Raw genomic sequence first — 26,403 nt, 5'->3', positions numbered from 1 at the left:
GCCGGGAGCCCGGCTCGGCCGTGCGCGCCGTCCGGTCAGGCGCGGGCGCGCTCGCAGCCGCACTCGCCGGTGATGCGGGCCTCCCGGCCGCCGGCGTCACGGAAGATCCCCGAGCCGGGGGTCGCGCGGGCGAGGGTGTCCGCGGCGAGCACCACCGCGGCGGCCGTGTATCCCGACCGCTCGTCGGGGAAGTGCCGCTCGTTCACGAACTGCCAGCCGGTCCAGTAGGAGCCGTCCTCGTGGCGCAGGTGCTGCATGTCGGCGAACACCGCCAGCGCGCGGTCCCGCTGCCCGGCGGCGTCGAGCGCGAGCACCAGTTCGCACGACTCCGCGCCGGTCACCCAGGGCTGGTCGCTGACGCAGCGCGCGCCGAGGCCGGGCACGACGAAGGTGTCCCACTCCTGGTCGAACCGCCGGGCCGCCGCGTCCCCGCGCACGGCGCCGCCGAGCACGGGGTAGTACCAGTCCATCGAGAACCGGCTCTTGTCGGCGAACGCCTCCGGGTGATCGGCGATCACGTGGCCGAGCTGGTCGGCGGCGAGCTCCCAGTCGGGCTGCGGGTCGCCCAGCCGCTCGGCGAGCAGCGCCCCGCACCGCAGGCCCTGGTGGATGGACGAGCACCCGGTGAGAAGGGCGTAGTCCGCCGGACGCCCTTCGGCGTCGCGCTGCCAGACGATCTCGCCGCGCGCGGTCTGCAGGCCGACGACGAAGTCGAGGGCCCGCGCCACCACCGGCCACATCGCCCGGGCGAAGTCCTCGTCGCCGGTCACCAGCAGGTGGTGCCAGACCCCCACCGCGATGTACGCCGCGTGGTTCGACTCGCCGGCCGCCTCGGCGGGCTCGCCGTCGCGGACCTTCATCGGCCAGGAGCCGTCCGGGCGCTGGTGCCGTACGAGCCAGTCGTAGCCCTTGCGGGCTTCGGCGCGCAGCCCGGCCACGGTCAGCGCCATCAGGCACTCGATGTGGTTCCACGCGTCGATGTGGCCCTCGGGCCAGGGGACGCCGCCCTGGTCGTCCTGGATCGCGGCGATGCTCCCGGCCGTACGGACGACCTGCTCTGCGGTGATGATCCCCGGAAGGTCCGGCACCCGCGTCATGCGGGTTTCCGGACGTAGACCACGACGCTCTTGCCGATCAGGGGGTTGAGCACGGCCTCGGCCAGCCGGGTGGCGAGGGGACGCTTCATGATGTCCCAGACGAGAAGCTCGTGGTAGGCCTTGGCCAGCGGATGCCGGTCGTCGTTCACCCCGACCGCGCACTTGATCCACCAGTACGGCGAGTGCAGGCCGTGGGCGTAGTGGTGGCCGCCGACCTCAAGCCCGGAGGCCTTCAGCTTCGCCTGGAGCTCCGCCAACGTATAAATCCGGATATGTCCGCCGGGGGCGGTGTGGTAGTCCTCCGACAGGGCCCAGCAGATCCGCTCCGGCAGGAAGCTCGGCACCGTGATCGCGGCCCGGCCGCCCGGCTTCAGCACGCGTACGATCTCGCGCATCGCGGCCATGTCGTCGGGGATGTGCTCAAGCACCTCGGCGGCGATGACGCGGTCGAACGACGCGTCGGGGAAGGGCATGTCGAGGGCGTCGCCGACGACGGTGTCCCCGGTCGCGCCCGCCGGCACCTCGCCCTCCTTGCCCATGGCCGCGAACATGGCCGCCACGCTCTCCATCTCGGTGGCGTCCATGTCGAAGGCGACCACGTCGGCGCCCCGGCGCAGCACCTCGAAGGCGTGCCGGCCACCGCCGGCCCCGAGGTCGAGGACGCGGTCGCCCGGTCCGACGGGCAGCCGGTTGAAGTCGACGGTCAGCACGCGGTGCCTGCCTTTCGTGATTTCTGGGGAGTCACCGGGAGACGTTCAGCGGGAGGCGCGCCGGGCGGCGATGGCCTCGTGGTAGGCCTCGACCGTGCGGCGGGCGACGACCGGCCACGCGTACCGCTCCATCACGCGGTCGTAGCCGCGCCGGCCGAACTCGGCGCGCTCCTCGGGGGAGTCGAGCAGGCGGCGCAGCACGGCGGCCAGCTCCTCGGGGTCTCCCGGAGCGACCTGCACGGCAGCGTCGCCGACGACCTCGGGCAGGGCGCCCGTACGCGAGGCGACCAGCGGCGTGCCGCACGCCATGTGCTCGACGGCCGGCAGCGAGAACCCCTCGTAGAGCGAGGGGACCACCGCGACCTCGGAGGTGGCGATCAGCTCGGCCAGCTCCTCGTCGGGGATGCCGTGCACGAACCGCACACGCTCGTGCAGCGACAGCTCGTTGACGAGCTGTTCGGTGGGGCCTCCGGGGGTGGGCCTGCTCACCACGGTGAGGTTGACCTCGCGCTCGGTGGCGAGCTTGGCGACCGCCCGCAGCAGGGTCGCCACGCCCTTCATGGGCGAGTCGGCGCTGGCCACGGCGACGATCGAGTTCTCCCGCTTCGGCGACGCCGGCCGGGGGTGGAAGAACCGCGTGTCGACGCCGAGTGGGATCAGCCGCATGTTGGACTGCGGCACGTTGAAGTCGCGGTGGATGTCGGCGAGCGACGACTCGCTGACGGTCAGGATCGGGCTCAGCCGGGGCGCGACGATGCTCTGCATGCGCACGAAGCCGTACCAGCGGCGCATCGACAGCCGCTTCCAGCCCTTGGCGGCCTTCAGCTCGATCCGCCGGTCCACGCTGATGGGGTGGTGGATGGTGCCGACCACGGGGAACAGCCGCTGGATGCCGAGCAGGCCGTAGCCCAGCGTCTGGTTGTCCTGGACGACGTCGAAGTCGCCCCGCCGCCTCTTCAGCTCCCGGTAGGCCCGCAGGCTGAACGTCAGGGGCTCGGGGAAGCCGGCCGTCCACATCGTGGCGACTTCGAGCGCGTCGATCCAGTCGCGGTATTCGTCGCGCTTCGGCGTGCGGAACGGATCCTCGTCGCGGTAGAGGTCCAGGCTCGGCACCTTGTTGAGGATCACGCCGTCGTCCAGCTCGGGGTAGGGCTGGCCGGAGAAGACCTCGACGTGGTGGCCCAGAGCGACGAGCTCGCGGCTTATGTGGCGCAGGTACACCCCCTGGCCGCCGCAGGTGGGCTTGCTGCGGTAGGACAGCAGCGCGACTCGCAGCCTCTCCGCCAAGAGGCACCCCTTTCCAGCCGGTTTCCCGCCGTGCCCCCGTGGGGCTGCTGCCAGGAACACTACCATTTGCCGTTATGTGGGGTAGCTGAGGTGGAAAGGGTCCTCGATCGACTCTCACCCTGCCCGACCTGGGGCGTTGGCTTACTCGAACGAGATTCGGTGTAACGCGTTCTAGGAGCGCGTATGTAGTCGCGGGCGGGCAGGGCGGTACATTCGCCTCTCATAGGCCAAGTTGGGCGCTACGAGGAGGATCCGTTGGCCAGGCGTGCGCTGATCACCGGCATCACCGGTCAGGACGGCTCCTATCTCGCAGAGCACCTGCTGAGCGAGGGATACGAGGTCTGGGGCCTGGTCCGCGGGCAGGCCAACCCCCGCGTCCCGCGCGTGCGCCGGCTCCTGCAGGACGTACGGCTGGTCCGCGGCGACCTGCTCGACCAGGGTTCGCTGATCTCGGCGGTGGAGAAGGTGCAGCCGGACGAGGTCTACAACCTGGGCGCCATCTCCTTCGTGCCCATGTCGTGGGAGCAGGCCGAGCTGACCGCCGAGGTGACCGGCATGGGCGTGCTCCGCGTGCTGGAGGCCATCCGCGTCTGCTCGGGGATCACCGCCTCGCGCGGCTCGTCGGCCGGGCAGATCCGCTTCTACCAGGCGTCGTCCTCGGAGATGTTCGGCCAGGTCAGGGAGACGCCGCAGACCGAACGCACCCCCTTCCACCCCAGGTCGCCGTACGGCGTGGCCAAGGCGTACGGGCACTTCCTCACGCAGAACTACCGCGAGTCGTACGGGATGTTCGCGGTGTCGGGCATCCTGTTCAACCACGAGTCGCCCCGGCGGGGGGCCGAGTTCGTCACCCGCAAGGTCTCGCTCGGGGTCGCGCGGATCAAGCTCGGCATGGCCGCGGAACTGCGTCTGGGCAACCTGGAGGCGCGGCGCGACTGGGGGTACGCCGGCGACTTCGTCCGGGCCATGCACATGATGCTGTCGGCCGCCGACCCCGAGGACTACGTCATCGGCACCGGGCGCACGCACTCCGTGCGCGAGCTGGTCGAGGCGGCGTTCGCCGCCGCCGATCTGGACTGGGAGCGGCACGTCGTCTGCGACACGTCCCTGCACCGTCCGGCGGAGGTCGATCTGCTGTGCGCGGACCCGAAGAAGGCCCGCACCCAGCTCGGCTGGGAGCCGACGGTGTCGTTCGAGGAACTCGTGGCGACGATGGTCGAGGCCGACCTGCGCCTGCTCGCCGACGGCGGCGACCCCGAACAAGACTCCTCCTGGACATAACTCCCCCGTCCTCCCCAGCCCTCACCCGCCGTGATCTTGTAGTTTGTCGCAGGCGGCGGCGCAGGCCTGGGCTTCCGCCCTCCGTGATCATGCAGTTTTCGGCCTAATGTGCCGCTGACGTGCGCCGATTCCGCTCGTGATCTTGCATCGGTTTTGGGCATGACTGTGCCCGCGTACGAGGCCAGCCGTACGCGGGCGGCGGTCAGGTCAGGCGGGGATCAAGCCGCGTACCGCCGATAGCGTGCCTCGGGGCTGCCGAGCAGGCGAAGCTGGCGCTGCAGTTGCAGGGACTCTCCCGGAGTCGGCCGCCAGCCACTCTCCCACAGCCGTTCCGCGACGCGTTCGAGGAAGGTCGCGGGGCTGCCGAACAGCTCGTTCTTCCGGACGATCACCAGCCGCCACCCCAGGCGGCGGATCTGCGCTCGCCTCCACTCGTCGTGAGCCCTGTCCTCGACGCTGCTGTGGTGGTCGTGGCCGTCGTACTCGATGCCGACGCGGTACCGTTCGACGCCCATGTCCAGGTAGGCGACGCGCTTCTCCGGTAGCTCCACGCGGACCTGCGGCCGCGGGCGGGGAAGCCCGGCGTCGACGACGAGGACTCTGACCCAGCTCTCCGGCGGGCTCTGCGCACCGGCATCACCGAGGGCGATGGCCTCGCGCAGTCGCCTCGCGTTCCGTCGTCCGCTGAGCTCCGCCGCTCGCGCACGCAGCCGCTCCCTCGCCACCCCGCGCGCGAGGAACTGGTCGAGCGCCGCGACGGCCTCCAGACGCGGCAGCCAGCGGGCGCAGTCGAGCGCCGTACGCTCCTGCGTCGTCACCGTGACTCCACCGACCGAGGTGACGTCGCCGGGCGGCAGCCGATCGCTCTGCCGTCCGATCACGTGTGCTCTGCGCGGGGGCGTACGGGCGCCTCCCGGTACGACGACCTCGACGGGCCACTCGTCCTGTCGTTTTCCGGGCGGCAGCACGTCGAGCCCCCAGAGCCAGGCGGCCGTCCTGCGGCACGCGACGACGTCCCGGGACGTGATGCCGAGCGCGTGTGCGCGTACGGCGAGGGCTCGGGGGTCGGGGCCCGCGTAATAGCCCCCACGAGTGGGCCGCCAGAACCTGCCGCTGGCGACCAGTCGCGACAGGTCGTGCCGGCCCAGGCCGTACGCGGGGGCGAGTGGCGACGAAAGATACTCCTCCATGGCTCAGATCGTGCGCGCGCGTGTCGCTCCTCGACGCCGGTTCCCCGTGCCCTGTGGATAACTCACTGCAAGGTCAAGTGCGGCATTTGTGCAGGTCAGGGGAGTGTGGCGGGAGGATGTGCAAGATCACGCCAACCGAAGCGCCAGGTCAGCGCCACCACGTGCGACAAACTACAAGATCACGCGGGGTGGGGGGTGATGGGGAGGGTTTTGATGCCGTTGATGAAGTTGGACCTCAGCCGCCTCGCCTCGCCGTTCTGCCGGATGCCGGGCAGACGCTGGGCCAGCACCTCGAACAGCACCCGAAGCTCCAGCTTGGCCAGGTGGTTGCCGAGGCAGAAGTGCGCCCCGCCGCCGCCGAAGCCGATCTGCGGGTTGGGGGAGCGGCCGATGTCGAACTCGTCGGGCCGCTCGAAGACCTCCTCGTCCCGGTTGGCCGAGGCGTAGAAGACCACCACCTTGTCGCCCTCGGCGATCTTCTGACCGCGGATCTCGGTGTCCGCCGTGGCCGTACGCCGGAAGATGTTGATCGGGGACACCCAGCGCACGATCTCGTCGGCGGCCGTCCCGGCGAGGGAGGGGTCGTCCACCAGCCGCTTCCACTGGTCCGGGTGCTCGAAGAGGGTCAGCATGCCCCCGGAGGCCGCGTTCCTGGTGGTCTCGTTGCCCGCCACGATCAGCAGCAGGACGAACAGGTCGAACTCGTCCTCGGTCAGCGTCTGCCCGTCCTCGTCGGGCTGCAGGAGTTTGGTGACGATGTCGTCGCGCGGGTCCTGCCTGCGCGCCGCGGCCAGCGTGTGGGCGTACGAGTAGACCTCGAGGGCGGCGTCCCGCCCCTGATCCGGACTGGTGGAGTAGTCGGGATCGTCGCTGCCGATCATGCGGTTGGACCACTCGAAGATCTTGTCCCGGTCCTCGACCGGCGCGCCGAGCAGCTCGCAGATCACATACAGCGGGAGCGGCGCGGCGATGTCCCGCACGAAGTCGACCCCGGGCTTGTCCTGGACCTCGTCCATCAGGGCGTGGCAGATGTCCCGGATGTGCCCCTCAAGCCGCCCGATCTGGCGCGGGGTGAAGCCGCGGTTGACCAGCGAGCGGCGCCGGGTGTGGTCGGGCGGGTCCTGGTTGAGCATCATCAGCCGCTGGACCTCGCGCTGCTCCTCGGGCATCTCGTCGAACAGCGCCAGTTTCCGTGCCGATGAGAACAGGTCGGAGTTACGGGAGACGTGGACGACGTCCGCGTGCTTGGTGACCGCCCAGAATCCGGGCCAGTCGCCCTGCCCCTCGTGCCGGTAGACGGGCGCGTTGTCCCTGAGCCAGCGGAGCTGGTCGTACGGCACCCCGCTCTGCGCGTAGCGGTCCTTGTCGACGAGGTTGATTTCCATGGCACCTACCTAATCGGGTTCGGCTGCCCTTGGTAAGAGGGACGATCGCTCTACCGGCGCTCGGCGAGTGGTTCGGTCACTCGTTCGTCCGCATGCTTTCTGGAACGTGTTCTATTACGGACGCGACGGTCCGTCAAGCGGCCCGGAGGTGACGGATCGCCGCCGCCGCATTGTCGGGGGGCTCTGGTACGACTGGGCGCATGGGTGTGAGCGTTGAGGGGTTTCTCGCCATGCTGGACCGGTTGCCCGAGGTGAGCAAGGGCGAGGGCGGCGACTGGATCTCGTTCAAGGTGCGTGGCAAGGGTTTCGGCTATCTGTGGGAGCGCACCGAGACGGTGGGCCTCAAGGCGACGATCGAGGAGCAGATCGCGCTGGTGGCCGAGCGGCCCGAGGTGTTCGAGCCGCAGTTCACCGCCGGACGTTTCGGCTGGGTCGTGGTCCATCTCGCGAAGATCGACGCTGATGAGCTGTTCGAGCTGGTCACCGAGGCGTGGTGCCTCACCGCGCCGAAGTCCCTCGTCGAAGCGCACGAATCCCGCGCCTAGCGTCCTGTCGGCACACGTTCACCGGGCGCGAGGGCAGCGGGCTTCGCGAGGACCGGGGGTGCCTTCGGGCGCAGTGACCAGGCCCGGCCGAGGCCGGTGGACCTCCCGCCCTCCGTCACAGCGCGCGGCGCAGCCACTCCTCGACGCCCGCGATGTGGACGGCGGCCCAGGCCTGGGCGATCTCCGGCCGGCGGCCCGCGATGGCCTCGAAGATGGCGGCGTGCTGCGCCCGCGTCGTCTCGGCCGCGCCCTCCTGGGTGAGGCCGCGCCAGATGCGGGCCCGCGCGGTCGGGCCGGAGATGCTCTCGATGAGCGAGCTGAGCACAGGGTTGCCGGCGCCCTCGGCGATCCGCTGGTGGAACCGCAGGTCGTTGGCGACGAAATCCTCCGTGCTCGGCTGCTCGGGGAACGTGTCGAGGATGCCGCGCAGCTCGGCGATGTCCTCGTCGGTCATCCGGGTCGCGGCCATCGCGGTGGCCGCGGGTTCGAGGATGCGCCGCACCTCGAAGAACTGCAGGACGGTGTCGTCCTGGTGGAAGCCGACCACGAACGACAGGGCGTCCAGCAGCAGGCCCGGCTCCAGGCTGGTGACATAGGTGCCGTCGCCCTGCCGCACGTCGAGCACGTTGATCAGGGCCAGCGCGCGGACCGCCTCCCGAAGCGAGTTGCGCGACAGCCCCAGCCGCTCGGCCAGGTCCGCCTCCCGGGGTAGCCGGTCGCCCGGACCCAGCTCACCCGAGAGGATCATGTCCTTGATGCTGCTGATCGCCGCGTCGGTGACCGCCATGCCCCGTCCCCCTGCCGCGCGCCTTCGCCCGGGGCCGCGCTCAGCCCGCCCCCGGGGAATTGTACGGCGAGGTCCTGATCGCCCATCAGGGCATGGGCCGCTGGCCCGCTGGAAGGAGATCCAACAGAGCTGGAACATGTTCTAGCCGCATGGGGACGAATGCGCGAACGAGGCCAATCCGGCTCGGCGATCTCACTGATCGTTATTCGACGGTCGACGCCGAGATGCGGGAAAACGTGCTCACCAATAGAAGGAAAATCTAGAAACCTGTCAGCAGTCGCTCGGCGGCGATCTCGATGCGGTGCTGGATCTGCTCGTGAGTGCGTCGCCCCCGCAGCATCTCCAGCAATTCCTGCACCCAGACTCCCGTCAGGGAGCCGGTGAGCGCGAGCTGGTCCTCGGCGGGAAGGCTCACGGTGCGGCCGTCGGTGGCCACGCGCAGCAGCAGGCTCGCCATCCGGTCGCCGAACGGCGCCTCCACCTCCGCCATGATCAGGGAGCGGATCAGCGCGTCGGCGAGCTCCGGCTCGCGCATCAGACCACGGGTGGCCCGCATCAGCACGTCGACCGCGCGGCCGGCGGGATGGGCGGCATGTGGCGGTCGCCGCTCGATGCTGGACTCCAGCAGGTCGATCTCCTCGCCGACCACCGCCACGACCAGGTCCATCTTGGAGGGGAAGTAGCGGTAAAGCGTTCCCAGGGCGACCCCCGCGCGCTCGGCGACCGTGCGCATCTGCATCGCCTCGACGCCTCCGCGGGAGGCGAGAGCGGCCGCCGCCTGGACGATGCGCCGGCGCCGTTGGTGCTGGCTCCGGGTGCGAACCCCGGGGGTGGCCGGGGCCGGATGGCTGCCCGCGGTGGAGGGGCCTTCGGGGAGCGGCGGCGTGGCGTCGGCGACTGCACGCGAAGTGCGCATAGGAACACGTTATCTGATTTGCACTCCTTCCGGATGGTTACCCATCAGTCACAGAAGTGCTGGCGGCTGTACGACTTGTCTGTTCAGCCGCGCGTCGTCGCCGGTCCCGGAGTATCCCTCCGGACGGGCATTGAAATCCGTTCTAGTTTGCGGTTCTGGGCGCGTTTTCAGCCCGCAGGCAGGTCCCTGACGAACTGCTGAACCGGCAGGTCGCGGGCGTCGACGGATCTCGGCCGGCCGGGCGTGCCCGACGCGCCGGCCGCCGCCCGGACCGTCACGATGAACACGCGCGTGGCGGAAGGGGCGCTCCGGGGTCAGGGGGTGAAGACCGTCGGCACGTAGAAGAAGACGATCAGTGCGATGATCAGGCAGATCACGATGCCGACGGTCTCCCACAGCCAGTCGTAGTGCCGGTCGCCCTTGCCCCGCCGGCCCTTGCGCATGCTCTTGCTCGCGCTCTTGCTCGCGCTCTTGCTTGCGGCCTTGCTTGCGCCGTTGCCGCCACCGGACGACTTGCCGGCGTGCTTGCTGCCCGTGCTCCTGCCCGCCGTGCTCTTGCCTGCCGCGCCCCTGCCTGCCGTGTGCGTGCGGTCCGTACGGCGGGAGGCGGCGATCTGAGGGGCGAGGGCCGCCGCGACGGGGTGGACCGGGGTGTCGATCGCCATCGCGGGCGTCTCGGCCGCACGCGCGCCACCCGTCTCCGCCGGCGGCTCCTCGGCCGCGTGGAAAGGCTCGGCCGCGCGGAGAGGCTCGCCTGCGTCGAAGGGCTTGGCCGGGAGGAACGGCTCGGCTGCGAGGAAAGGCCCGGCCGGTCGCTCGGCCTCCTGCGGCGCGGATGTGAACGCCTCCACGGGGGGAGCGGCCGGGAAAAGCGCCTCGGAGGGCGGCGTCACCGGAGATTCTTCGGACGGCTCCTCGGTCCGGGGGAAGGCGCCGGTGTGCTCGGCCTGCCGAGCAGTTTCGGCCGTCTCCACCGCCTCGACCGCACGGAACGCGTCGAAGGGCACGGCGAAGCGGAGCGTGTCGAACAACGTGTCCAGCGGCTCCGCCGGGCGGGGCGTGCCGGCAACCTCGAAGGCGTCGAACGGATCCGCCGGGCGCGAGGCGCTGCCGAGGGCCTCGAACGGTTCTGTGGGGGGCGAGGCGGTCCCGAAGGCGTCGAACGGTTCTGTGGGGGGCGAGGCGGTCCCGAAGGCGTCGAACGGTTCTGCCGGGGGTGAGGCGCTGCCGAAGGCGTCGAACGGTTCTGTGGGGGGCGAGGCGGTCCCGAAGGCGTCGAACGGCTCCGCCGGGCGCGAGGCGCTGCCGAAGGCGTCGAACGGTTCCGTAGGGGGCGAGCCGGCCCCGAAGGCGTCGAACGGATCGACACGGTGGGAGGAAGCGGTGGTGCCGAAGGCGTCGAACGGTTCGGCGGTGATCTTCGCGACGTCCGGGGCAGGTGGCGGCATGGCGGGCGCGGTCCGCGCGGACTCCTGCGGCTGCATGCGCGCGGCAGGGGGCACGGGAGCGGCAGGGTGCACGGGCACGGCCGGGGACGCCTGCGGCTGCACGGGCGTGGCCGGGGAGCCCGGTGGCTCCAGGGGCGCGGCCGGAGACCCCTGCTGCTTCACGGGCGTGGGACGCCCGGCGCGCTTCCTGCGCAGCCGGCCCTCGCCGAGCGAGTTCAGCAGCGCCCCGCGCAACCGGGGCATGGGCTCGGTCGTCGCCTCGTGCTTGGCCCTGCGCCGGGGGCCCTGCGGCTGCGCGATGGCGTCGGTCTTGACCACGCACGTGTTGGTGACCTGGTCGGGGTCGCTCAGCGGCAGCGGCCAGGTCGGAGTGGTCGGCCACAGCCTCTTAGTCATCAGCCCGGACGACGGTTCCCCGCCCGTCGTGGCGCTCCCCGGCTCCTCGTACGGCAGCGCCGCCAGCACCCGGTCGCGCACGGACGCGGCCGGTCGGCGCCAGGGCAGCCGGGCCAGCACGTCGCCGACGGGGGAGACGCCGATGGCGTCGTAGACCTCCGTGACGGAGGCGGGCACGAACGGCGCCGACCTCGCGGCGGTGACCGCGGTCTCCAGCGTCTGGGCGAAGCGGCGCGTCGCCGCCGCGATCAGCTCCTCGGCGGTGTCGGCCGCCACGTCGAGGACCTGCGCCAGCTCGGGCGCCGTCAGGCCGCATATCTCCGGCAGGAGCAGGACCTCACGCTGGTGCGGCCGGATGTCCCGGAACACCCGCTCGATCAAGGCGGTGGCGGGGTCGGCGATGGAGTCGACGGCGGGCAGCGCGTAGCTGACGTCCCGGCGGTAGATCTCCCGGCGTGCCAGCGAGTACAGCGCGGCGCGCGAGGACGGCTCGGCGGTCGGAGCGGCGGTGAAGACGGCCACCACGGCGTCGGCGGCGGACGTGGTCTCGCCGAGCTGGTCGTGGCAGTACGCGAACAGACCCGCCGCGTGACGCTCGTAGAGCTCGGCGATCAGCTCGCTCCTGGAGCGCTGACCGGTGAGCGGTGCAGTCACGACCGGGCTCCTCTGAGTTTCGTGGCTGGTCCTTGTCTGAGGGACGCGGCGGAGGGACGGGAGAGACGTGAGAGTAATCATGCCAACACATCGCCACGCCCCGCATCATGAGATGCCCTATTGATAGATATCTAGGCCCGGATATCGGAGCATCCCACCGTAGGCTGGCCGCCGGGGGGAGTGTCCGGAACGGGTCACGTTGGATATCCGGGGGGTTAACGGGGAAGAGCGAATGGCCCCCTTGGTGTTGACTTGATCGCACACTCTTTCGAAGGGCGAGATGGCGTGATCACGTTCGAAGACGTCACCAAGCGCTACCGGGACGGAACGGTGGCCGTTGACGGCCTCAGCCTGGAGGCGTCCACGGGTGCGATCACCGTGTTCGTCGGCCCCTCCGGCTGCGGCAAGACCACGTCGCTGCGGATGATCAACCGCATGATCGACGCCACCTCCGGCCGGATCACGCTGGACGGTCAGGACGTGCGCGAGATCGACCCGCCGACGCTCCGCCGCGGCATCGGGTACGTGATCCAGCAGGCGGGCCTGTTCCCGCACCGCAAGATCGTGGACAACGTGGCGACGGTGCCGTATCTGCTGGGCTGGAGCAAGAAGAAGGCCCGCAGTCGCGCGATGGAGCTGCTCGAACTGGTCGGGCTCGACCCCGCCCTGGCCGGCCGCTTCCCCTTCCAGCTCTCCGGAGGGCAGCAGCAGCGCGTCGGCGTCGCGCGGGCGCTCGCGGCGGACCCGCCGGTGCTGCTCATGGACGAGCCGTTCAGCGCCGTCGACCCGATCGTGCGGGCCAGCCTCCAGGACGAGTTACTGCGGCTGCAGTCGGAGCTGCGCAAGACGATCGTGTTCGTCACCCACGACATCGACGAGGCGGTCAAGCTCGGTGACACGGTGGCCGTCATGCGCGTCGGCGGGCGGCTGGCCCAGATGGCCGGCCCGGCCACGCTGCTCACCGAGCCCGCCGACGACTTCGTCCGCGAGTTCCTCGGCCGCGACCGCGGCATCCGGCGGCTGTCGTTCATCTCGGCCAAGGAGATGCGGCTGAGCCCGTCGCCGTCCGATCTGGTGATCGACGAGGACGGCAGGGCGCTCGGCTGGCGGACCGCGGACGGGCTCGCGGCGTACGGCACCTTCAATCCCGAGACCGACTCGCTGCGCGTGGCGCTCGACGCGGCGTTGCTGTCGCCCAACGGCACCGCGGTCGCGGTGGACGAGGAGGGCCGCGTGCGCGGCGTGGCCGGCCGGGACTCGATCGACAAGCTGCTCGGCGAGTACGCGCCGCCCGCCACGGGCCCCGCCCCGGGAGGATCGGGCGGATCGGGCGGCGGCTCCTCCTCCGGCGCCGGCGACTCCGAGGGGGCGCCGGCGTGACCGACGAGCCCTTGGTCCGCTGGGACTGGATCGCGCGCAACTGGGCCAACGGAGGCCCCACCGCGATCAGCGCCCTGCTGGAGAACCACATCGTGATGGCCTTCCTGCCCGTGCTGTTCGGGCTGGTCGTGGCTCTGCCGCTGGGCCTGGCCTGTGTGCGCTGGCGCTGGCTCTACCAGCCGACGGCCGCGCTGATGAACGTCACCTACTCGCTGCCGTCCCTGGTGTTGTTCTCGGTCTTCCTGTCGGTCACCGGGCTCACCCGGTCGACCGTCGTCATCCCGCTGACGTTCTTCGCGCTCGCGGTCCTGATCCCCGCCGTGGTGGACGGCCTGGCCTCGGTGCCCGACCCCGTGCGGCAGTCGGCGGTGGCGATGGGGTTCCGGCCCGCGCGCCGGCTGCTCAGGGTCGAGTTGCCGGTCGCGGTGCCGGTGGTCCTGGCCGGGCTGCGGGTCGCGACCGTCTCCAGCATCAGCCTGGTCAGCGTGGGCGCGCTCATCGGACAGGGCGGGCTGGGCAACCTGTTCATCGACGGCTGGCAGCGGCAGTTCTACACGCCGATCGTGGTCGGGATCGCGCTCATCGTCCTGCTCGCCGTGCTCGCCGACGGGCTGCTCGTGCTCGCCCAGCGGCTGCTGACCCCCTGGTCCCGGGCGAGGAGGACGGCGTGAACTGGCTGGCCGGCTTCTTCGGCGACGCGGCGCACTGGTCGGGCCCGGACGGCATCCCGGCCCGGCTGCTCGAGCACCTGGAGTTCTCGGCGGCGGCCTTCCTCATCGCGGCGCTGATCGCCGTGCCGCTCGGCATGCTCATCGGCCACACCGGCCGCGGCGCGCTGCTCGTCGTGATCGCGGCGAACGCCGCCCGGGCGTTGCCGACGCTCGGCCTGCTCGTGCTTGTGGTGCTGCTGGCGGGCGTGGGCACCGTGCTGCCGGTGCTGATCCCGCTGGTCGTGCTGGCGATCCCGCCCATCCTGGTCAACACGTACGAGGGCGTGCGGGGGGTGGACGCCGACCTGCGCGACGCCGCCTACGGCATGGGTCTGCGGGGACGTCAGGTGCTGTTCCAGACGCTGACCCCGGTCGCGCTGCCGCTGATCCTGCTGGGCCTGCGCCTCGCCGCCGTCCAGGTCGTCTCGACCGCCACCGTCGCGGCGTTCGTCGGGCTGGGCGGGCTCGGCCGGTTCATCATCGACGGCCTGGCCACCAAGACCTATGCGGACGTGATCGGGGGAGCGGTCCTGGTGGCCGCGCTCGCCCTGGCCGTCCAGTTCGCCTTCCTCCTGCTCGACCGGGTGGCCGTCTCGCCCGGTGTCCGTCAGATCCGCTAATCTCGATATTACCGCCCTATAATGAAGGGATTTTCTCGTATGAGACGAATCTTCGGCGTCGCGGTGGTCGCCCTGACCGCGGCGTTCACGTTATCGGCCTGCGGGGGCTCCGACCCCCTCTCCACGACCGCCTCCGCCGCCCCGTCCGCGTCGGGCGCGGGCGACGCCGCCGCCGCGAAGGTCGTCGTCGGCTCCTTCAACTTCCCCGAGAGCGTCCTGCTCGCCTCGATGTACGCCCAGGCCCTCCAGGCCAAGGGGGTCACGGTCGAGGAGAAGCCCAACATCGGCAGCCGCGAGGTCGTCTACGACCAGGTCAAGAGCGGCGGCCTGACCGTGCTGCCCGAATACGCCGGGTCGCTGCTGGCGTTCGTCGACAAGTCGAGCACGGCCAGGACCCAGGACGAGATCCTCGCGGGCCTGAAAGCCAAGCTGCCCGCGGAGCTGGAGGTGCTGGAGCCCGCGGCGGCCGAGGACAACAACTCGCTCACGATCACCAAGGCCACGGCCGACAAGTACAAGCTCAGCACCATCGAGGACCTCGCCAAGGTGGGCAAGGACTTCGTCGTCGGCGGTCCGCCGGAGTTCAAGGAGCGTCAGGAGGAGAACTTCAAGAACGTCTACGGCCTGGAGTTCAAGCAGTGGAAGCCCACCGGGGACACCACCGCTGACGCGATCAAGAGCGGCACGGTCCAGGTGGGCAACGTGTTCACCACCGACCCCAAGATCGTGCTGAACGACCTCGTGCCGCTGCAGGACAACAAGAACGCCTTCGGCTCGGAGAACGTGACGCCCCTCGTCTACAAGGCCGGGGTCAACGACACCGTGACCTCCACGCTGAACGCGGTCTCCGCCAAGCTGGACACCGAGACGCTGGTCGGTCTCATGAAGCGGATCTCCGTCGACAAGGACGACCCGCCCGTGGTGGCCAAGGACTGGCTCACGCAGAACGGCCTGCTCTGAGCGGAGCGAGCATGTGAACGCTGCTCCGACACGGAGCATGTAGACGAACGCCTCCCGGTGGAGCATGGCTCACGCTCCGAACCGGGGGGCGTTCGTCTGCGCGCACCGCACGGCGACCAGTCCGATGCGGTGTCACGCCGGCGGCGGGTCATGTGAGCGGCGGGTCGTGTCAGCGGCGGCGTCAGCACCGTGACGGCCCGATGTCAGCGCGGCCGGCGATGGTGGGTGCCATGAACGGATCAGCGATCGCGGCCCCGGGGCCGCGAAAGGCTTCCGGAGACGACGCCGTGCCCGGCGGCTGATGAGGGGAATGGCCATGGAACACACCGTCACCACGCTGCCGGCCGCGCGTAAGCCCGGCTGTCCCTTCGACCCGCCGGCGGAGCTGATCGACGCCCGCCGGCACGGCCCGATCAGCCGCTACCGCTTCCCGGACGGACACGAGGGCTGGCTGATCACCGGATACGACCTTGTCCGGTCGGTCCTGGCCGACCCCCGGTTCAGCTCACGCAAGGAGCTCATGCGCCACCACCCGCTGATCGACTTCGGCGAAATCGAGGTCCCCCCGGCGCCGCCCGGCGAGTTCCTCCTCATGGACGACCCGCAGCACAGCCGCTATCGCAAACCGCTGGTGGGCAAGTTCACCGTACGCCGGATGCGGCTGCTCACCGAGCGCGTCGAGCAGGTCACCGCCGACCACCTGGACGCCATGGAGAAGGCGGGGCCGCCGGCGGACCTGGTGACCGCGTTCGCCAGGCCCATCCCCGCCGTCATCATCTGCGAGCTGCTGGGCGTGCCGTACGAGGACCGGGGCTCCTTCCAGGACAACATCGACAAGTTCCTCGGTGGGGAGGCCGGCGACGAGGAACTGTTCGCGGCCTACACCGCGACCCAGCGGTACCTCGCGGAGCTGGTGGCCGCCAAGCGTGCCAACCCGACCGACGACGTGCTCAGCGACCTCACCGACAGCGACCTGACCGATGAGGAGCTGCAGGGGATCGCCCTCATCCTGCTGTCGGCCGGGTTCGACACCACCGCGAACATGCTGGCGCTGGGCACCTTCGCGCTGCTGCGTCACCCGGAGCAACCGGCCGCGTGGCGGGCCGATCCCGCGCTCACCGACCGGGCCGTGGAGGAGCTGCTGCGCTATCTGAGCGTCGCCAAGACGTTCATGCGGACGGCGTTGGAGGACGTCGAGCTGGGCGGCCGGACCATCGCGGCCGGGACGGCGGTCATCCTGTCCTACAACACCGCCAACCGCGACCCCGGACGCTTCGCCGATCCCCACGTGCTCGACCTCGGCAGGCAGGACGGCGGGCACCTGGCCTTCGGCCACGGCATCCACCAGTGCCTGGGCCAGCAACTGGCCCGCGTCGAGATGCGGGTCGCCTTCCCCGCGCTGCTCAACCGCTTTCCCACGCTGCGCCTGGCCGTACCGGCCGAAGAGGTCGATCTGCGGCCGGAGACCGCGGACGTCTACGGAGTGAAGAGCCTCCCGGTCACCTGGGACGTATGACCGCGAGAGACGGCTGACCGCGCCTGCGACCCCGCGCCTGGCCCGTGCCCGACCCCGTGCCGACTCGCGGCAGGATCGGGACGGTGCGCAGGGCAGGTGGGCGACATTTCGCGATAGTTGCCGTCCGGGCACGTGGACGGTGTGTGCGGTGGCGGTTAGCCGATGTCGCCACGGCTCGGCACAATTGCTGACGTGCGAGTCGAACTGCTCGGACCGTTCGAGGTCCGCGACCACGACGGGGCCGTGGTGGATGTTCCCGGGATTCGGCTGCGCGCACTGCTCGCCGCGCTCGCCCTCGAACCCGGCCGGATCGTCCCGCGGGCGAGGCTGGTGGACTGGATCTGGGGGCGACGGCCGCCCGCGGACGAGGCCAACGCCCTGCAGGCGCTGGTGTCCCGGCTGCGCAGAGTGATACCGCCCGGTGTGATCGAGGCGGACTCCGGCGGCTACCGGCTGGCCGTGCCTCCCGACGCCGTGGACGTGTGCCGGTTCGAGCAGCTGGTCGGTCAGGCGCGTGCCGCCGGGCCCGCGGCACGGGCCGATCTGCTGCGCTCGGCCCTGGCCCTGTGGCGCGGCACGGCCATGGCGGACATCGCGCTGCGCGACAGCGACGCGTTCGACGCCGCGGTCGCGCGGCTGGACGAACTCCACGTCGCCGCGCTCGGGGACCGGGTGGACGCGGACATCCGCCTCGGCCGAGGCGCCGAGCTGGTCTCCGAGCTGACCGAGCTGGTCGCCGCCCACCCGCTGCGGGAGGGGTTCGTCGCGGCTCTGATGCGGGCGCTCGCCGAAGCGGGGCGTACGGCCGAGGCGCTGACCGTGTATCAGCGGACCCGGGAGCGGCTCGCCGAGGAGCTGGGCGCCGATCCGTCGGCCGAGCTGTCCGCGCTGCACACGGCGGTGCTGCGGGGCGAGCTGGGCCGGCGGGCGGACGACCACAGGACGAACCTGCGCGCCGAGCTGACGAGTTTCGTCGGCAAGGACGACGACGTGTCCGCGGTCGCCGATCTGGTCGTCAGGCACCGGCTGGTCACCTTGGCGGGGGCGGGCGGCTCCGGCAAGACGCGGCTGGCCACGGAGACCGCGCGGACGATGCTCGCCGGGCTGCCGGACGGGGCGTGGCTGGTGGAGCTGGCCCCGGTGCGGGCGGGCGGCGACCTGGCACAGGCCGCCCTCACCGCGATCGGACTGCGTGACCAGGCGCTGCTCGGCGCCGCGCGGGCCGGGGAACCGATGGACCAGCTGATCGCCGCGGTCCGGGAGCGCGCGATCCTGCTGATCCTGGACAACTGCGAGCACGTGATCGAGGCGGCCGCCGCTTTCGCCGATCGGCTGCTGGGAGAGTGCCGGAGCCTGCGGATTCTGGCCACGAGCAGGGAGCCGCTCGGCATCACCGGGGAGGTCCTGTGGCAGGTCGAGCCGCTCGCGCTGCCCGCGCAGGGAGCCGGCCCCGCCGAGGCCGGGTCCTCGCCCGCGGTGCGGCTGTTGCGCGACCGCGCGGCTCTGGTGCGCAAGGACGTCGGCTCCGACGCGGGCACCCTGTCGGCCATGGCGCGGATCTGCCGGGCGCTCGACGGGATCCCGCTGGCGATCGAACTGGCCGCGGCGCGGCTGCGCACCATGTCCGTCGACCAGCTGGCCCGCCGGCTCGACGACCGGTTCCTTCTGCTGACCGGCGGCAGCCGTACGGCGCTGCCCCGGCACAAGACCCTGCGCGCGGTCGTGGACTGGAGCTGGGATCTGCTGTCCGATGCCGAACGCCGCGTGCTCCGGCGGCTGTCGGTGTTCTCCGGCGGGGCGAGCCTGGAGGCGGCCGAGCGGGTGTGCGGGGACGAGACGTTCGCCGGCGAGCAGGTGCTCGACGTGCTGACCGCGTTGATCGAGAAATCGCTGCTGCTCGCCGACGGCGAGGGCACGCCGCGTTACCGGATGCTCGGCACCATCAGGGAGTACGCGGCGCACCGGCTCGCCGAAGCCGGGGAGACCGAGCGCACGCGCCGGGCGCACCTCGCCTACTTCGCCGAGCTGGCTGAGACGGCCGATCCGCACCTGCGCCGGGCCGGGCAGCTGGAATGGCTGGCCAGGCTCGAGGCCGAGCACGACAACATCGGCGCGGCCGTGCGGGGGGCGATCGCCGAGGGATGGGCCCAGGAAGCGATGCGGCTGGTCGGGGCCGCGGGCTGGTACTGGTTCCTCAGCGGGCACAGGGCCGAGGGCACCGAGTTGAGCACCGCGGCGGCCTCGATGCCCGGTGAGATGCCCGGTGAGATGCCCAGTGAGGTGCGCGGTGAGATGCCCGGTGGGATACGCGCTGAGGTGTCCGACGAGGTGCGGGCGATGGCGTACACCATCGTGGCGATGTTCGTGACCTCCAGGGTCGGCGGCGACCAGTACCAGGCGCGGGAGTGGATCCAGGGGGCGTACCGGCTCACCCGGGGCAGCGGGTATCGCAACCCGCTGCTCGGGTTCGTCGCTCCGCTGGAGCGGATGCTGCGCGAGCCGACGGAATTCCTGCCCGCGTTCGAGCCGCTCATCGCCGGCGACGACCCGTGGGTGCGCGCGCAGGCCAGGCTCGCTCGTGGCCGGCTGCGGCTCACGCTCGGCGGCGACGAGACCGACGTGGACACCGACGCCGAGATCGCCCTCGGCGAGTTCCGCGCGCTGGGCGACCGGTGGGGGACCTCGCTGGCGCTGGCCTTCCTGGCCGATCGGCTCGCCATGCGCGGCGAGTTCGCACGCGCGTGCGAGCACTACGAAGAGGCGGTCGTGGCGCTGACCGAGGTGGGCGCGACCGAGGACGTGGTCGGCCTGCGGGCGCGGCAGGCGCAGCTCTACTGGCTGCTCGGCGACGAGCGGTCCAGCGCTCGCGCGATGGCGGAGGCGCAGCGGTGCGCGGGCGGGATCACCTGGCCGGGCGTGCTGGGTGAACTGGCGTTCTCGCAGGCGCAGCTGGCGCGCTGGCGTGGCGAGCCGGATCAGGCGCGCCGGCATCTGACCACGGTGGGAGTGGGGCCGGACAGTACGGTGGAGGACCACTCCGCCCACGCCGCGATCATGAACCTGTACGGCTACCTCACTGAGGATCTCGGCAAGGCCCGCGCCTATCGGACCGAGGCCTTCCGCGCGGTCATGGAGTACGGGTATCCGCCGACGATCGCCGAGGTGCTGGTCGGGATCGCGGATCTCGCCCTGCGCCGGGGAGACCACGAGCAGGCCGTGCGGCTGCTCGCGGCGAGCGACGCCGTGCGCGGCACGCCGGACCGTTCGCACCCGGACGCGTCCAGGATCGCCGCGGACGCGAGGAACCGCCTCGGCGAAACCGTGTTCACCGAGGCGATCCGTGACGGCCGGGGGCGGGACTGGCGCGAGCTGGCCGAGATCACGCTCGCTTGTTGAACGACGCGCGCGCCCACAGGTAGCCGATCAGCGCCAGCCCCACACACCAGGCGATCGCCGTGATGGCCGGGCCCGCCGACGGAGCGCCGGTCAGCAACCCGCGCAGGGTTTCGATGATCGGAGTGAACGGCTGATACTCGGCGAACTGCCGGGCACCGGGACCCATCGCGTCGGCCGGGACGAACGCGCTGCTCAAGAAGGGCAGGAGCATCAGCGGGACGGCGGCGAAGCCCGCGCTCTCCGGCGTCTTCGCCGCGAGACCGAACGCGACGGTCAGCCAGCCGATCGCCAGCACCGTCAGCACGACGATGCCGATCACGCCGAGCCATTCCGTGAGACCCGCCGACGGCCGGAATCCCATCAGGAACGCGACCCCGGTGACGAACGCGATGGCCACCAGGCTCCGCAGCATGGTGACGATCACGTGCGCGTTGAGCACCGCCGCCCGGGACACGTCCATGACGCGAAGCCGGTTGATGAACCCGGTCGTCATGTCGGAGTTCACCGCGATCGCGGTGGCGCCGATGCCGTAGCAGATGGTCGTCAGCATCAACCCCGGCGTCGCGTAGTCGGCGTAGTCGACGCCGACGCTGAACGCGCCGCCGAACACGTAGACCATCAGGAACATCAGGAAGACCGGCATGACGACGCCGTTGAACAGCGCCACCGGATTGCGCATCGTGTGCCGGAGGTTGCGCCGCAGCATGGTCGTGGAATCCGCGAAGACGTTCATCGGGCGTTGACCTCCTTGTTCGCGGTGCCGGTAAGGGCGAGGAAGACGTCGTCCAGGTCCGGGGTGTGCACCGACAACTCCTCGACCTCGACGGAGTGCGCGTCGAGGTGTTCGAGCAGCGCGCGGAGCGACCTCACCCCGCCGTCGCCGGGCACCCGCAAGGTCAGCTCTTCGTCGTCCCTCGTGGACTCGGGCAGGATCCGTGCCGCGGCGTCGAGTTCGTGCCGGCCGGTGAACCGCAGCCGGACGTGGCTGCCGGGAACCCGGCGCTTGAGCTCGCCGGCGGTGCCCTCCGCGACCAGCCGGCCCTGATCGAGCACCGCGATGCGGTCGGCGAGCTGGTCGGCCTCCTCCAGATACTGGGTGGTGAGGAAGATGGTCGTGCCGCCGGCGACCAGTTCCCGGATGATCTCCCACATGGTGCGCCGGCTGCGCGGGTCGAGTCCCGTCGTGGGCTCGTCGAGGAAGATGATCCGCGGCTCGCCGACCAGCGTCATGGCGAGGTCCAGCTTGCGGCGCATGCCGCCGGAGTAGGACGCCGCCGGCTTGCTCGCCGCTTCGGCCAGATCGAACCGGTCGAGCAACCGGCCGGCGATCCGTCTGCCCTCCGCCTTGGGCACGTGCAGGAGATCCGCCATCAGCAGCAGGTTCTCCTCGCCGGTGAGCAGGTCGTCCACCGACGCGAACTGCCCGGTGACCCCGATCGCCGCGCGCACCGCCTTGGTCTCCGTCGCCACGTCGTGCCCGGCGACGACCACCGTGCCGGCGTCGGGGGTCAGCAGCGTGGTCAGCACGTTCACCGTCGTGGTCTTGCCGGCGCCGTTGGGCCCGAGCAGGGCGAAGATCGTGCCGGCCTTGACGTCCAGGTCGATGCCGTCGAGCACGACCTTGTCCTTGTATGCCTTTCGCAGTCCCGAGGCCGCGATCGCTGATCCGTTCATGGCATTCACGATCGCCGACCGCTCTGATACCGGGCCGTCGCCGTGCTGACGCGGCCGCTGACACGAGGCCGTCCCGAGGGGGCCGGGGAACGCGAGCGTCCACCCGGTCAGAGGTAGGGCCGCTGCTCCCGCTTGGCCTCGTCGTAGCGCTCGCGCGCGGCGCGCGCCTCGGCGAGGCCGGACACCTCGGCCACCGGCACGTCCCACCACGCCTCGGCGGCGGGTGCGGGGCCGGGGACCGTCTCGACGTGGACCACGGTCGTGCGGGGGGACGCGACGGCCCTGAGGAGCGCGGCCCGCAGGGTGCGCGGATCGGCCGCCGTCAGCACGCCGGCCCCGAGGCTGGCGGCGTTGGCGGCGAGGTCCACCGGCAGCCGCTCCCCGTCGAGCCGGCCGTCCGGGCCGCGCGTGCGGTAGGCGGTGCCGAGCCGGAGCGCGCCGACCGACTCGCTCAGCGCGCCGATCGAGGCGAAGCCGTGGTTGTCCACCAGGACGATGACGAGCTTCACGTCCTCCTGCACGGCGGTGGCGATCTCCTGGGCCATCATCAGGTAGGACCCGTCGCCGACGAGCACGAACACCTCACGCTCCGGGGCGGCGAGCTTCACCCCCAGACCGCCGGCGATCTCGTAGCCCATGCAGGAGTAGCCGTACTCGACGTGATACTGCCCGGGGCCGGAGGCCCGCCAGAGCCGGTGCAGGTCGCCCGGCATCGACCCGGCCGCGTTGACCACCACCCCGCCCGCGGCGACCGCGTTGAGGACGCCGAGCACCACCGGCTGGGTCAGCTCCGTCCCGCCGTAGAACCGGTCGGTCTCGGCCTGCCACGAGGCCGCCAGCTCGGCCGCCCGGGCCGTCCAGCGGGGGTCGGCCCGCCAGTCCACGTCGTCGAGCGCCCTCAGGGCCTCCCGCGCGTCCGCGACGAGCGTCTCGGCCGCGTGCTTGGCCGCGTCGAACGCCGCCACGTTGACGTTGAGGAACCCGGCCTGCCGGAACAGCGTCCGCGAGGCGGTGGTGAAGTCGCTGTAGCGGGTGCCGACCCCGATGACCAGGTCGGCCTCGCGGGCCAGGGTGTCGGCCGCGCGGGTCCCGGTGTGCCCGATCGCGCCGACCGCGCACGGATGGTCGTACGGCACCGCGCCCTTGCCGGCCTGGGTCTCGGCCACGGGCACGCCGTGGCGGCGGGCGAATCGGGCCAGCTCGGCGCAGGCGCCGCTGTACCTGACCCCGCCCCCGGCGACGATCAGCGGGCGGCGCGAGCCGCGCAGCAGCCCGGCGGCCCTGGCCAGGGCGGCGGGTTCGGGAACCGGCCGGGTCACGTGCCAGACCCTGCGGGCGAACAGCTCCTCGGGCCAGTCGTACGCCTCGGCCTGCACGTCCTGCGGCAGCGCCAGCGTCACCGCCCCGGTCTCGGCGGGGTCGGTGAGCACCCGCATGGCCCCCAGCAGCGCCGCCGGAAGCTGCTCGGGCCGGTTGACCCTGTCCCAGAAGCGGCTGACGGGCTTGAGGCAGTCGTTGACGCTCACGTCGTACGACCGGGGGTCCTCCAGCTCCTGCAGCACCGGCGAGGAGACCCGGGTGGCGAACAGGTCGCCGGGCAGCAGCAGCACCGGCAGCCGGTCGATCGTGGCCAGCGCGGCCCCGGTGACCATGTTGGTCGCGCCCGGCCCGATCGAGCTGGTGCAGGCGAGCGTGGACAGCCGGTCGGACTGCCGGGCGTAGCCGACGGCCGTGTGCACCATGGCCTGCTCGTTGCGGGCCGGGTAGTAGGGCAGCGGATCGCGGGTGCCCGCGCCCTGCTCGGCCAGGGCCTGGCCGATACCCGCGACGTTGCCGTGCCCGAAGATGCCCATGCACCCGGCGATCAGCCGACGCTCCACACCGTCGCGCTCGGTCCACTGCCGCGCCAGGAACCGCACCAGCGCCTGGGCCACCGTGAGCCTCGTCGTGTTCCTCATGAGACACCTCCCAGCCCGCCTCGCCACGAGGGCGTCCTCCCGGATGACATTCCCGGGGTTCGAGGGGGAGTCCCCGAACAGGCGTGTTCGAGCGCCCGCGCGTGGGGTGGCCGTCGCCTCTCCTGGCGGACGGTGGGCAGGGACAGCCCCCGTACGCGCGGTCAGGAGATCGGTTGCGCGTCCCGGCCACCGGTGGCACAGTCGCACGCCGGAGGGGAAGGAGCCGGGTGTGGGACCTGGGCAGGGACTGTTCACCGAGGCCATGGGGCAGCTCGCCGCGGGCGTGGCGGTCGTGACGGTCAAGGACGACCGCGACGACCTGGGCACGACCGTCGCGACCCTGCTGTCGGTGTCGCTCGACCCGCCGCTCGTGCTGATCAGCCTCGACTCGGCCGGCTATCTCGCCGAGGTGCTGCTGCGCAGGGACCGCTGGGCCGCGAGCGTCCTCACGGACGGCCAGCAGGCGGTCGCCTCCAGGTTCGCCGCGGCCGGACGGCCGGGCGCCCGGCTCCTGCTGGCCGGGGTGGCCCACCACCGCGGCGCGCACAGCGAGGCGCTGGTCGTGGAGCGCGGAGCGGCGGCGATCGAGGCCGAGACGATCCAGGTCGTCCCGGCCGGCGATCACACGCTGTTCATCGGGGAGGTCCTCGGGGTCGACTACGTCGACGCCTCCAGGGCCCCGCTCGTACGGCTGCGCTCCCGCTACCGGCTCGTCCAGAGTTGACCGGGCCGGCAGAGAGCGTGCACGACCGGGGACCGCGTCAGCGGATCGTCCAGTGGCCCGGCAGCACGAGCGGTCCGTACGCCGGGAGGCCGAGCTGCCCGGCCATCCGCGCCAGCGGCCCCCACGCCTCCAGGCGCACCCGGGCGAGCGCGGCCGACTTGTCCTCGCTGGACTCCGGCGGGCGCAGCCGCTCCAGGGGGTGCATGCGGGGATAGGTCCGTACGGGGGTGTCGTCGGGCAGCCCGGCCCGGCGGCGGGCCAGCGAGAGGGCGTCCTCCAGGCCGCCGAGCTCGTCGGCGAGGCCGGCCGCCCTGGCGTCGGCGCCGGTCCACACCCGGCCCCTGGCCAGCTCGTGCGCCCGCTCCTTGGTGAGGTCGCGGCCCTGCGCCACCTTGCCCACGAAGTCGTCGTAGATGCGGTCGAGCCAGGCGTTCACCCGCTCCCACTGGTCGTCGGAGAACGCGGTGGACGGCGAGAACATCCCGGCGTTGGCGCCCTCGGCGACCGACTCGGTCACCACGCCGAGCTTGCCGAGCAGCTCGCCGACGACGGGCTTGCCGCCGAACACGCCGATCGAGCCGGTCAGCGTGCCCGGCTGGGCCACGATCACGTCGGCGGCCATCGACACGAAGTAGCCGCCGGAGGCCGCCACGTCGCCCATCGACACGATGACCGGCTTGCCCGCCCGGCGCGCCAGCACGACCTCCCGCCAGATCGCGTCGGAGGCGACGTACGACCCGCCGGGGCTGTCCACGCGGAACACGATGGCCTTGACCTTCTCGTCCCGGCGGGCCGAGCGCAGGGCGGCGCAGATGGTGTCGGAGCCCATGGCGCCCCCGCCGCCCAGCGGCGAGCGTCCGCTGCGCCCGAGACGGATCATGCCGCTGCCGTGCACCAGGGCGACCGTGGCCGCCCCGGGGTGGGGGAGCCGGCCGGACAGCGCGCTCTTGGCGTAGCGCGACACGTAGAGCAGGTGCGCGCCGTCGTCGACGGTCTCGGCGTAGACCTCGTCGCGATACTTCAGCCCGTCCACGAGCCCGGCCTCGACGGCCTCCGACCCGATGAACGGGCCCTGGTCGATCAGCTCGCGCACCCGCTCGGGGTCGAGGCCGCGGCCTTCGGCGACGCCGGCGACGATCTGCTCGGTGACCGACTCGGCGATGCGCCCGGCCGACTCGCGGTGGGCGTCGGTCATGTGGTTCTGGGTGAAGGTGTTGGCCGCGGTCTTGTACTCGTGCCGCTGGCCGATCTGATACTCCACCCCGGCCTTGGCGAGCGCGTCGCGCAGGAACCGCTGCTCCAGCGCCACCCCGGTCAGGCCCACGTCGCCGGAGGGCTGGAGGTAGACCCGCTCGAAGGCGCTGGCCAGGTAGTAGGGCACCGTGCCGGCGCCGAACTCGCCGAACGTCTCGGCGAACGCGACGGTCCGCTTGCCCGCGGCGCGCAGCTTGACCACGGCCGTGCGCAGCTCCTGCACCGTGCCGAGGCCGAGGGGGTTGCCGCCGATCCTGACGATCAGCGCGGTGACACGAGGGTCCTTGCGGGCGCGACGCAGGCCCGACAGCACCTCGGCGAGGCGCGTCTTGCGCATGGACAGCAGGGCGGAGACGGGGTCGGCGGGCGGGCCTTCCGACAGCCCTTCGGTCAGGTCCAGTTCCAGCACGAGCGGCGCCGTGCGGCGCTGCCGCAGCTTGCCGACCGTTTCTACGATCGTCCTCGTCGCGTCCATAAATGCCACCATAAGCGAAGGTTTAGCCGGGATGGCCGGA

At 71.6% G+C, this 26,403-nt stretch carries 21 protein-coding genes; 9 read left to right on the top strand and 12 right to left on the bottom strand.

The features are described from left to right. Positions 1 to 35 precede the first annotated feature (35 nt). From ACGFIB_RS24125 to ACGFIB_RS24115, 3 genes are read right to left on the bottom strand one after another with little or no spacing between them, the layout of a single operon-like run. Entirely contained in the window at positions 36 to 1,097 is a 1,062-nt protein-coding gene (locus ACGFIB_RS24125; RefSeq protein ID WP_357260568.1) for a glucosidase family protein, read from the bottom strand. Further along, the gene (locus ACGFIB_RS24120) at positions 1,094 to 1,807 is read right to left on the bottom strand and encodes a class I SAM-dependent methyltransferase (protein WP_142572099.1); all 714 of its coding nucleotides are present in this window, start codon (positions 1,805 to 1,807) and stop codon (positions 1,094 to 1,096) included. Before ACGFIB_RS24120 ends, ACGFIB_RS24125 begins: the two co-directional genes overlap by 4 nt. Before the next feature lie 45 nt (positions 1,808 to 1,852). Continuing rightward, positions 1,853 to 3,094 (bottom strand): glycosyltransferase family 4 protein, encoded by a 1,242-nt coding sequence (locus ACGFIB_RS24115; protein ID WP_223853552.1) that lies wholly within the window; start codon positions 3,092 to 3,094, stop codon positions 1,853 to 1,855. 255 nt (positions 3,095 to 3,349) lie between these two features. Between ACGFIB_RS24115 and ACGFIB_RS24110 the strand changes: the two genes are divergently transcribed. Further along, positions 3,350 to 4,375 (top strand): GDP-mannose 4,6-dehydratase, encoded by a 1,026-nt coding sequence (locus ACGFIB_RS24110; protein ID WP_142572097.1) that lies wholly within the window; start codon positions 3,350 to 3,352, stop codon positions 4,373 to 4,375. A 218-nt stretch (positions 4,376 to 4,593) separates the two neighbouring features. Here the strand turns inward: ACGFIB_RS24110 and ACGFIB_RS24105 are convergent, their stop codons facing one another. Then, positions 4,594 to 5,565 (bottom strand): type IV toxin-antitoxin system AbiEi family antitoxin, encoded by a 972-nt coding sequence (locus ACGFIB_RS24105; RefSeq protein WP_357246431.1) that lies wholly within the window; start codon positions 5,563 to 5,565, stop codon positions 4,594 to 4,596. A gap of 179 nt (positions 5,566 to 5,744) precedes the next feature. Continuing rightward, on the bottom strand, positions 5,745 to 6,950 hold the full coding sequence (locus ACGFIB_RS24100; protein WP_357246428.1) for a cytochrome P450: 1,206 nt from the start codon (positions 6,948 to 6,950) through the stop codon (positions 5,745 to 5,747). Between the two features lie 200 nt (positions 6,951 to 7,150). On the opposite strand from ACGFIB_RS24100, the gene ACGFIB_RS24095 reads away from it, so the two are divergent. Continuing rightward, a complete protein-coding gene (locus ACGFIB_RS24095) occupies positions 7,151 to 7,495 on the top strand; it encodes an MmcQ/YjbR family DNA-binding protein (RefSeq protein WP_357246425.1) in 345 nt (114 codons plus the stop codon). Between the two features lie 115 nt (positions 7,496 to 7,610). Here the strand turns inward: ACGFIB_RS24095 and ACGFIB_RS24090 are convergent, their stop codons facing one another. The 3 genes from ACGFIB_RS24090 to ACGFIB_RS24080 form a co-directional block, all read right to left on the bottom strand. After that, positions 7,611 to 8,282, bottom strand: a complete 672-nt coding sequence (locus ACGFIB_RS24090) for a FadR/GntR family transcriptional regulator (RefSeq protein WP_142572093.1) — start codon at positions 8,280 to 8,282, stop codon at positions 7,611 to 7,613. A 259-nt stretch (positions 8,283 to 8,541) separates the two neighbouring features. Next, positions 8,542 to 9,198, bottom strand: a complete 657-nt coding sequence (locus tag ACGFIB_RS24085) for a TetR family transcriptional regulator (RefSeq protein WP_393375053.1) — start codon at positions 9,196 to 9,198, stop codon at positions 8,542 to 8,544. A gap of 314 nt (positions 9,199 to 9,512) precedes the next feature. After that, entirely contained in the window at positions 9,513 to 11,696 is a 2,184-nt protein-coding gene (locus ACGFIB_RS24080; RefSeq protein ID WP_393375050.1) for an RNA polymerase sigma factor, read from the bottom strand. A 285-nt stretch (positions 11,697 to 11,981) separates the two neighbouring features. On the opposite strand from ACGFIB_RS24080, the gene ACGFIB_RS24075 reads away from it, so the two are divergent. From ACGFIB_RS24075 to ACGFIB_RS24050, 6 genes are all read left to right on the top strand, one after another. Beyond that, positions 11,982 to 13,076 carry an ABC transporter ATP-binding protein gene (locus tag ACGFIB_RS24075; RefSeq protein ID WP_357017770.1) on the top strand — a complete coding sequence of 365 codons (1,095 nt, stop codon included), beginning with the start codon at positions 11,982 to 11,984 and terminating at the stop codon, positions 13,074 to 13,076. Beyond that, positions 13,073 to 13,747: an ABC transporter permease gene (locus tag ACGFIB_RS24070; RefSeq protein ID WP_393375047.1), complete on the top strand. Its 675-nt coding sequence runs from the start codon at positions 13,073 to 13,075 to the stop codon at positions 13,745 to 13,747. Before ACGFIB_RS24075 ends, ACGFIB_RS24070 begins: the two co-directional genes overlap by 4 nt. Then, positions 13,744 to 14,406 (top strand): ABC transporter permease, encoded by a 663-nt coding sequence (locus tag ACGFIB_RS24065; RefSeq protein ID WP_393375045.1) that lies wholly within the window; start codon positions 13,744 to 13,746, stop codon positions 14,404 to 14,406. Before ACGFIB_RS24070 ends, ACGFIB_RS24065 begins: the two co-directional genes overlap by 4 nt. A gap of 39 nt (positions 14,407 to 14,445) precedes the next feature. Continuing rightward, positions 14,446 to 15,366: an ABC transporter substrate-binding protein gene (locus tag ACGFIB_RS24060; RefSeq protein ID WP_393375042.1), complete on the top strand. Its 921-nt coding sequence runs from the start codon at positions 14,446 to 14,448 to the stop codon at positions 15,364 to 15,366. A 316-nt stretch (positions 15,367 to 15,682) separates the two neighbouring features. Then, the gene (locus ACGFIB_RS24055; protein ID WP_393375039.1) at positions 15,683 to 16,882 is read left to right on the top strand and encodes a cytochrome P450; all 1,200 of its coding nucleotides are present in this window, start codon (positions 15,683 to 15,685) and stop codon (positions 16,880 to 16,882) included. Between the two features lie 192 nt (positions 16,883 to 17,074). After that, positions 17,075 to 20,278: a BTAD domain-containing putative transcriptional regulator gene (locus ACGFIB_RS24050; RefSeq protein ID WP_393375036.1), complete on the top strand. Its 3,204-nt coding sequence runs from the start codon at positions 17,075 to 17,077 to the stop codon at positions 20,276 to 20,278. Here the strand turns inward: ACGFIB_RS24050 and ACGFIB_RS24045 are convergent. From ACGFIB_RS24045 to iolD, 3 genes are all read right to left on the bottom strand, one after another. Continuing rightward, the gene (locus tag ACGFIB_RS24045; protein ID WP_357246407.1) at positions 20,262 to 21,011 is read right to left on the bottom strand and encodes an ABC transporter permease; all 750 of its coding nucleotides are present in this window, start codon (positions 21,009 to 21,011) and stop codon (positions 20,262 to 20,264) included. The genes ACGFIB_RS24050 and ACGFIB_RS24045 overlap by 17 nt on opposite strands. Continuing rightward, positions 21,008 to 21,952, bottom strand: coding sequence for an ATP-binding cassette domain-containing protein (locus tag ACGFIB_RS24040; RefSeq protein ID WP_393375033.1), 945 nt, complete (start codon positions 21,950 to 21,952; stop codon positions 21,008 to 21,010). Before ACGFIB_RS24040 ends, ACGFIB_RS24045 begins: the two co-directional genes overlap by 4 nt. Positions 21,953 to 22,059: 107 nt before the next feature. Continuing rightward, complete coding sequence (gene iolD, locus ACGFIB_RS24035) at positions 22,060 to 23,910, bottom strand: 3D-(3,5/4)-trihydroxycyclohexane-1,2-dione acylhydrolase (decyclizing) (RefSeq protein WP_393375031.1); 1,851 nt, start codon at positions 23,908 to 23,910, stop codon at positions 22,060 to 22,062. Between the two features lie 262 nt (positions 23,911 to 24,172). On the opposite strand from iolD, the gene ACGFIB_RS24030 reads away from it, so the two are divergent. Beyond that, the gene (locus ACGFIB_RS24030) at positions 24,173 to 24,634 is read left to right on the top strand and encodes a flavin reductase family protein (RefSeq protein WP_393375099.1); all 462 of its coding nucleotides are present in this window, start codon (positions 24,173 to 24,175) and stop codon (positions 24,632 to 24,634) included. Between the two features lie 37 nt (positions 24,635 to 24,671). Here the strand turns inward: ACGFIB_RS24030 and sppA are convergent, their stop codons facing one another. Next, complete coding sequence (gene sppA, locus ACGFIB_RS24025) at positions 24,672 to 26,363, bottom strand: signal peptide peptidase SppA (protein ID WP_393375028.1); 1,692 nt, start codon at positions 26,361 to 26,363, stop codon at positions 24,672 to 24,674. Between the last annotated feature and the right edge of the window lie 40 nt (positions 26,364 to 26,403).

This window comes from Microbispora bryophytorum, assembly GCF_043197435.1.
Classification (GTDB): domain Bacteria; phylum Actinomycetota; class Actinomycetes; order Streptosporangiales; family Streptosporangiaceae; genus Microbispora; species Microbispora bryophytorum.
This window is presented reverse-complemented; position numbering and strand designations above follow the sequence as displayed.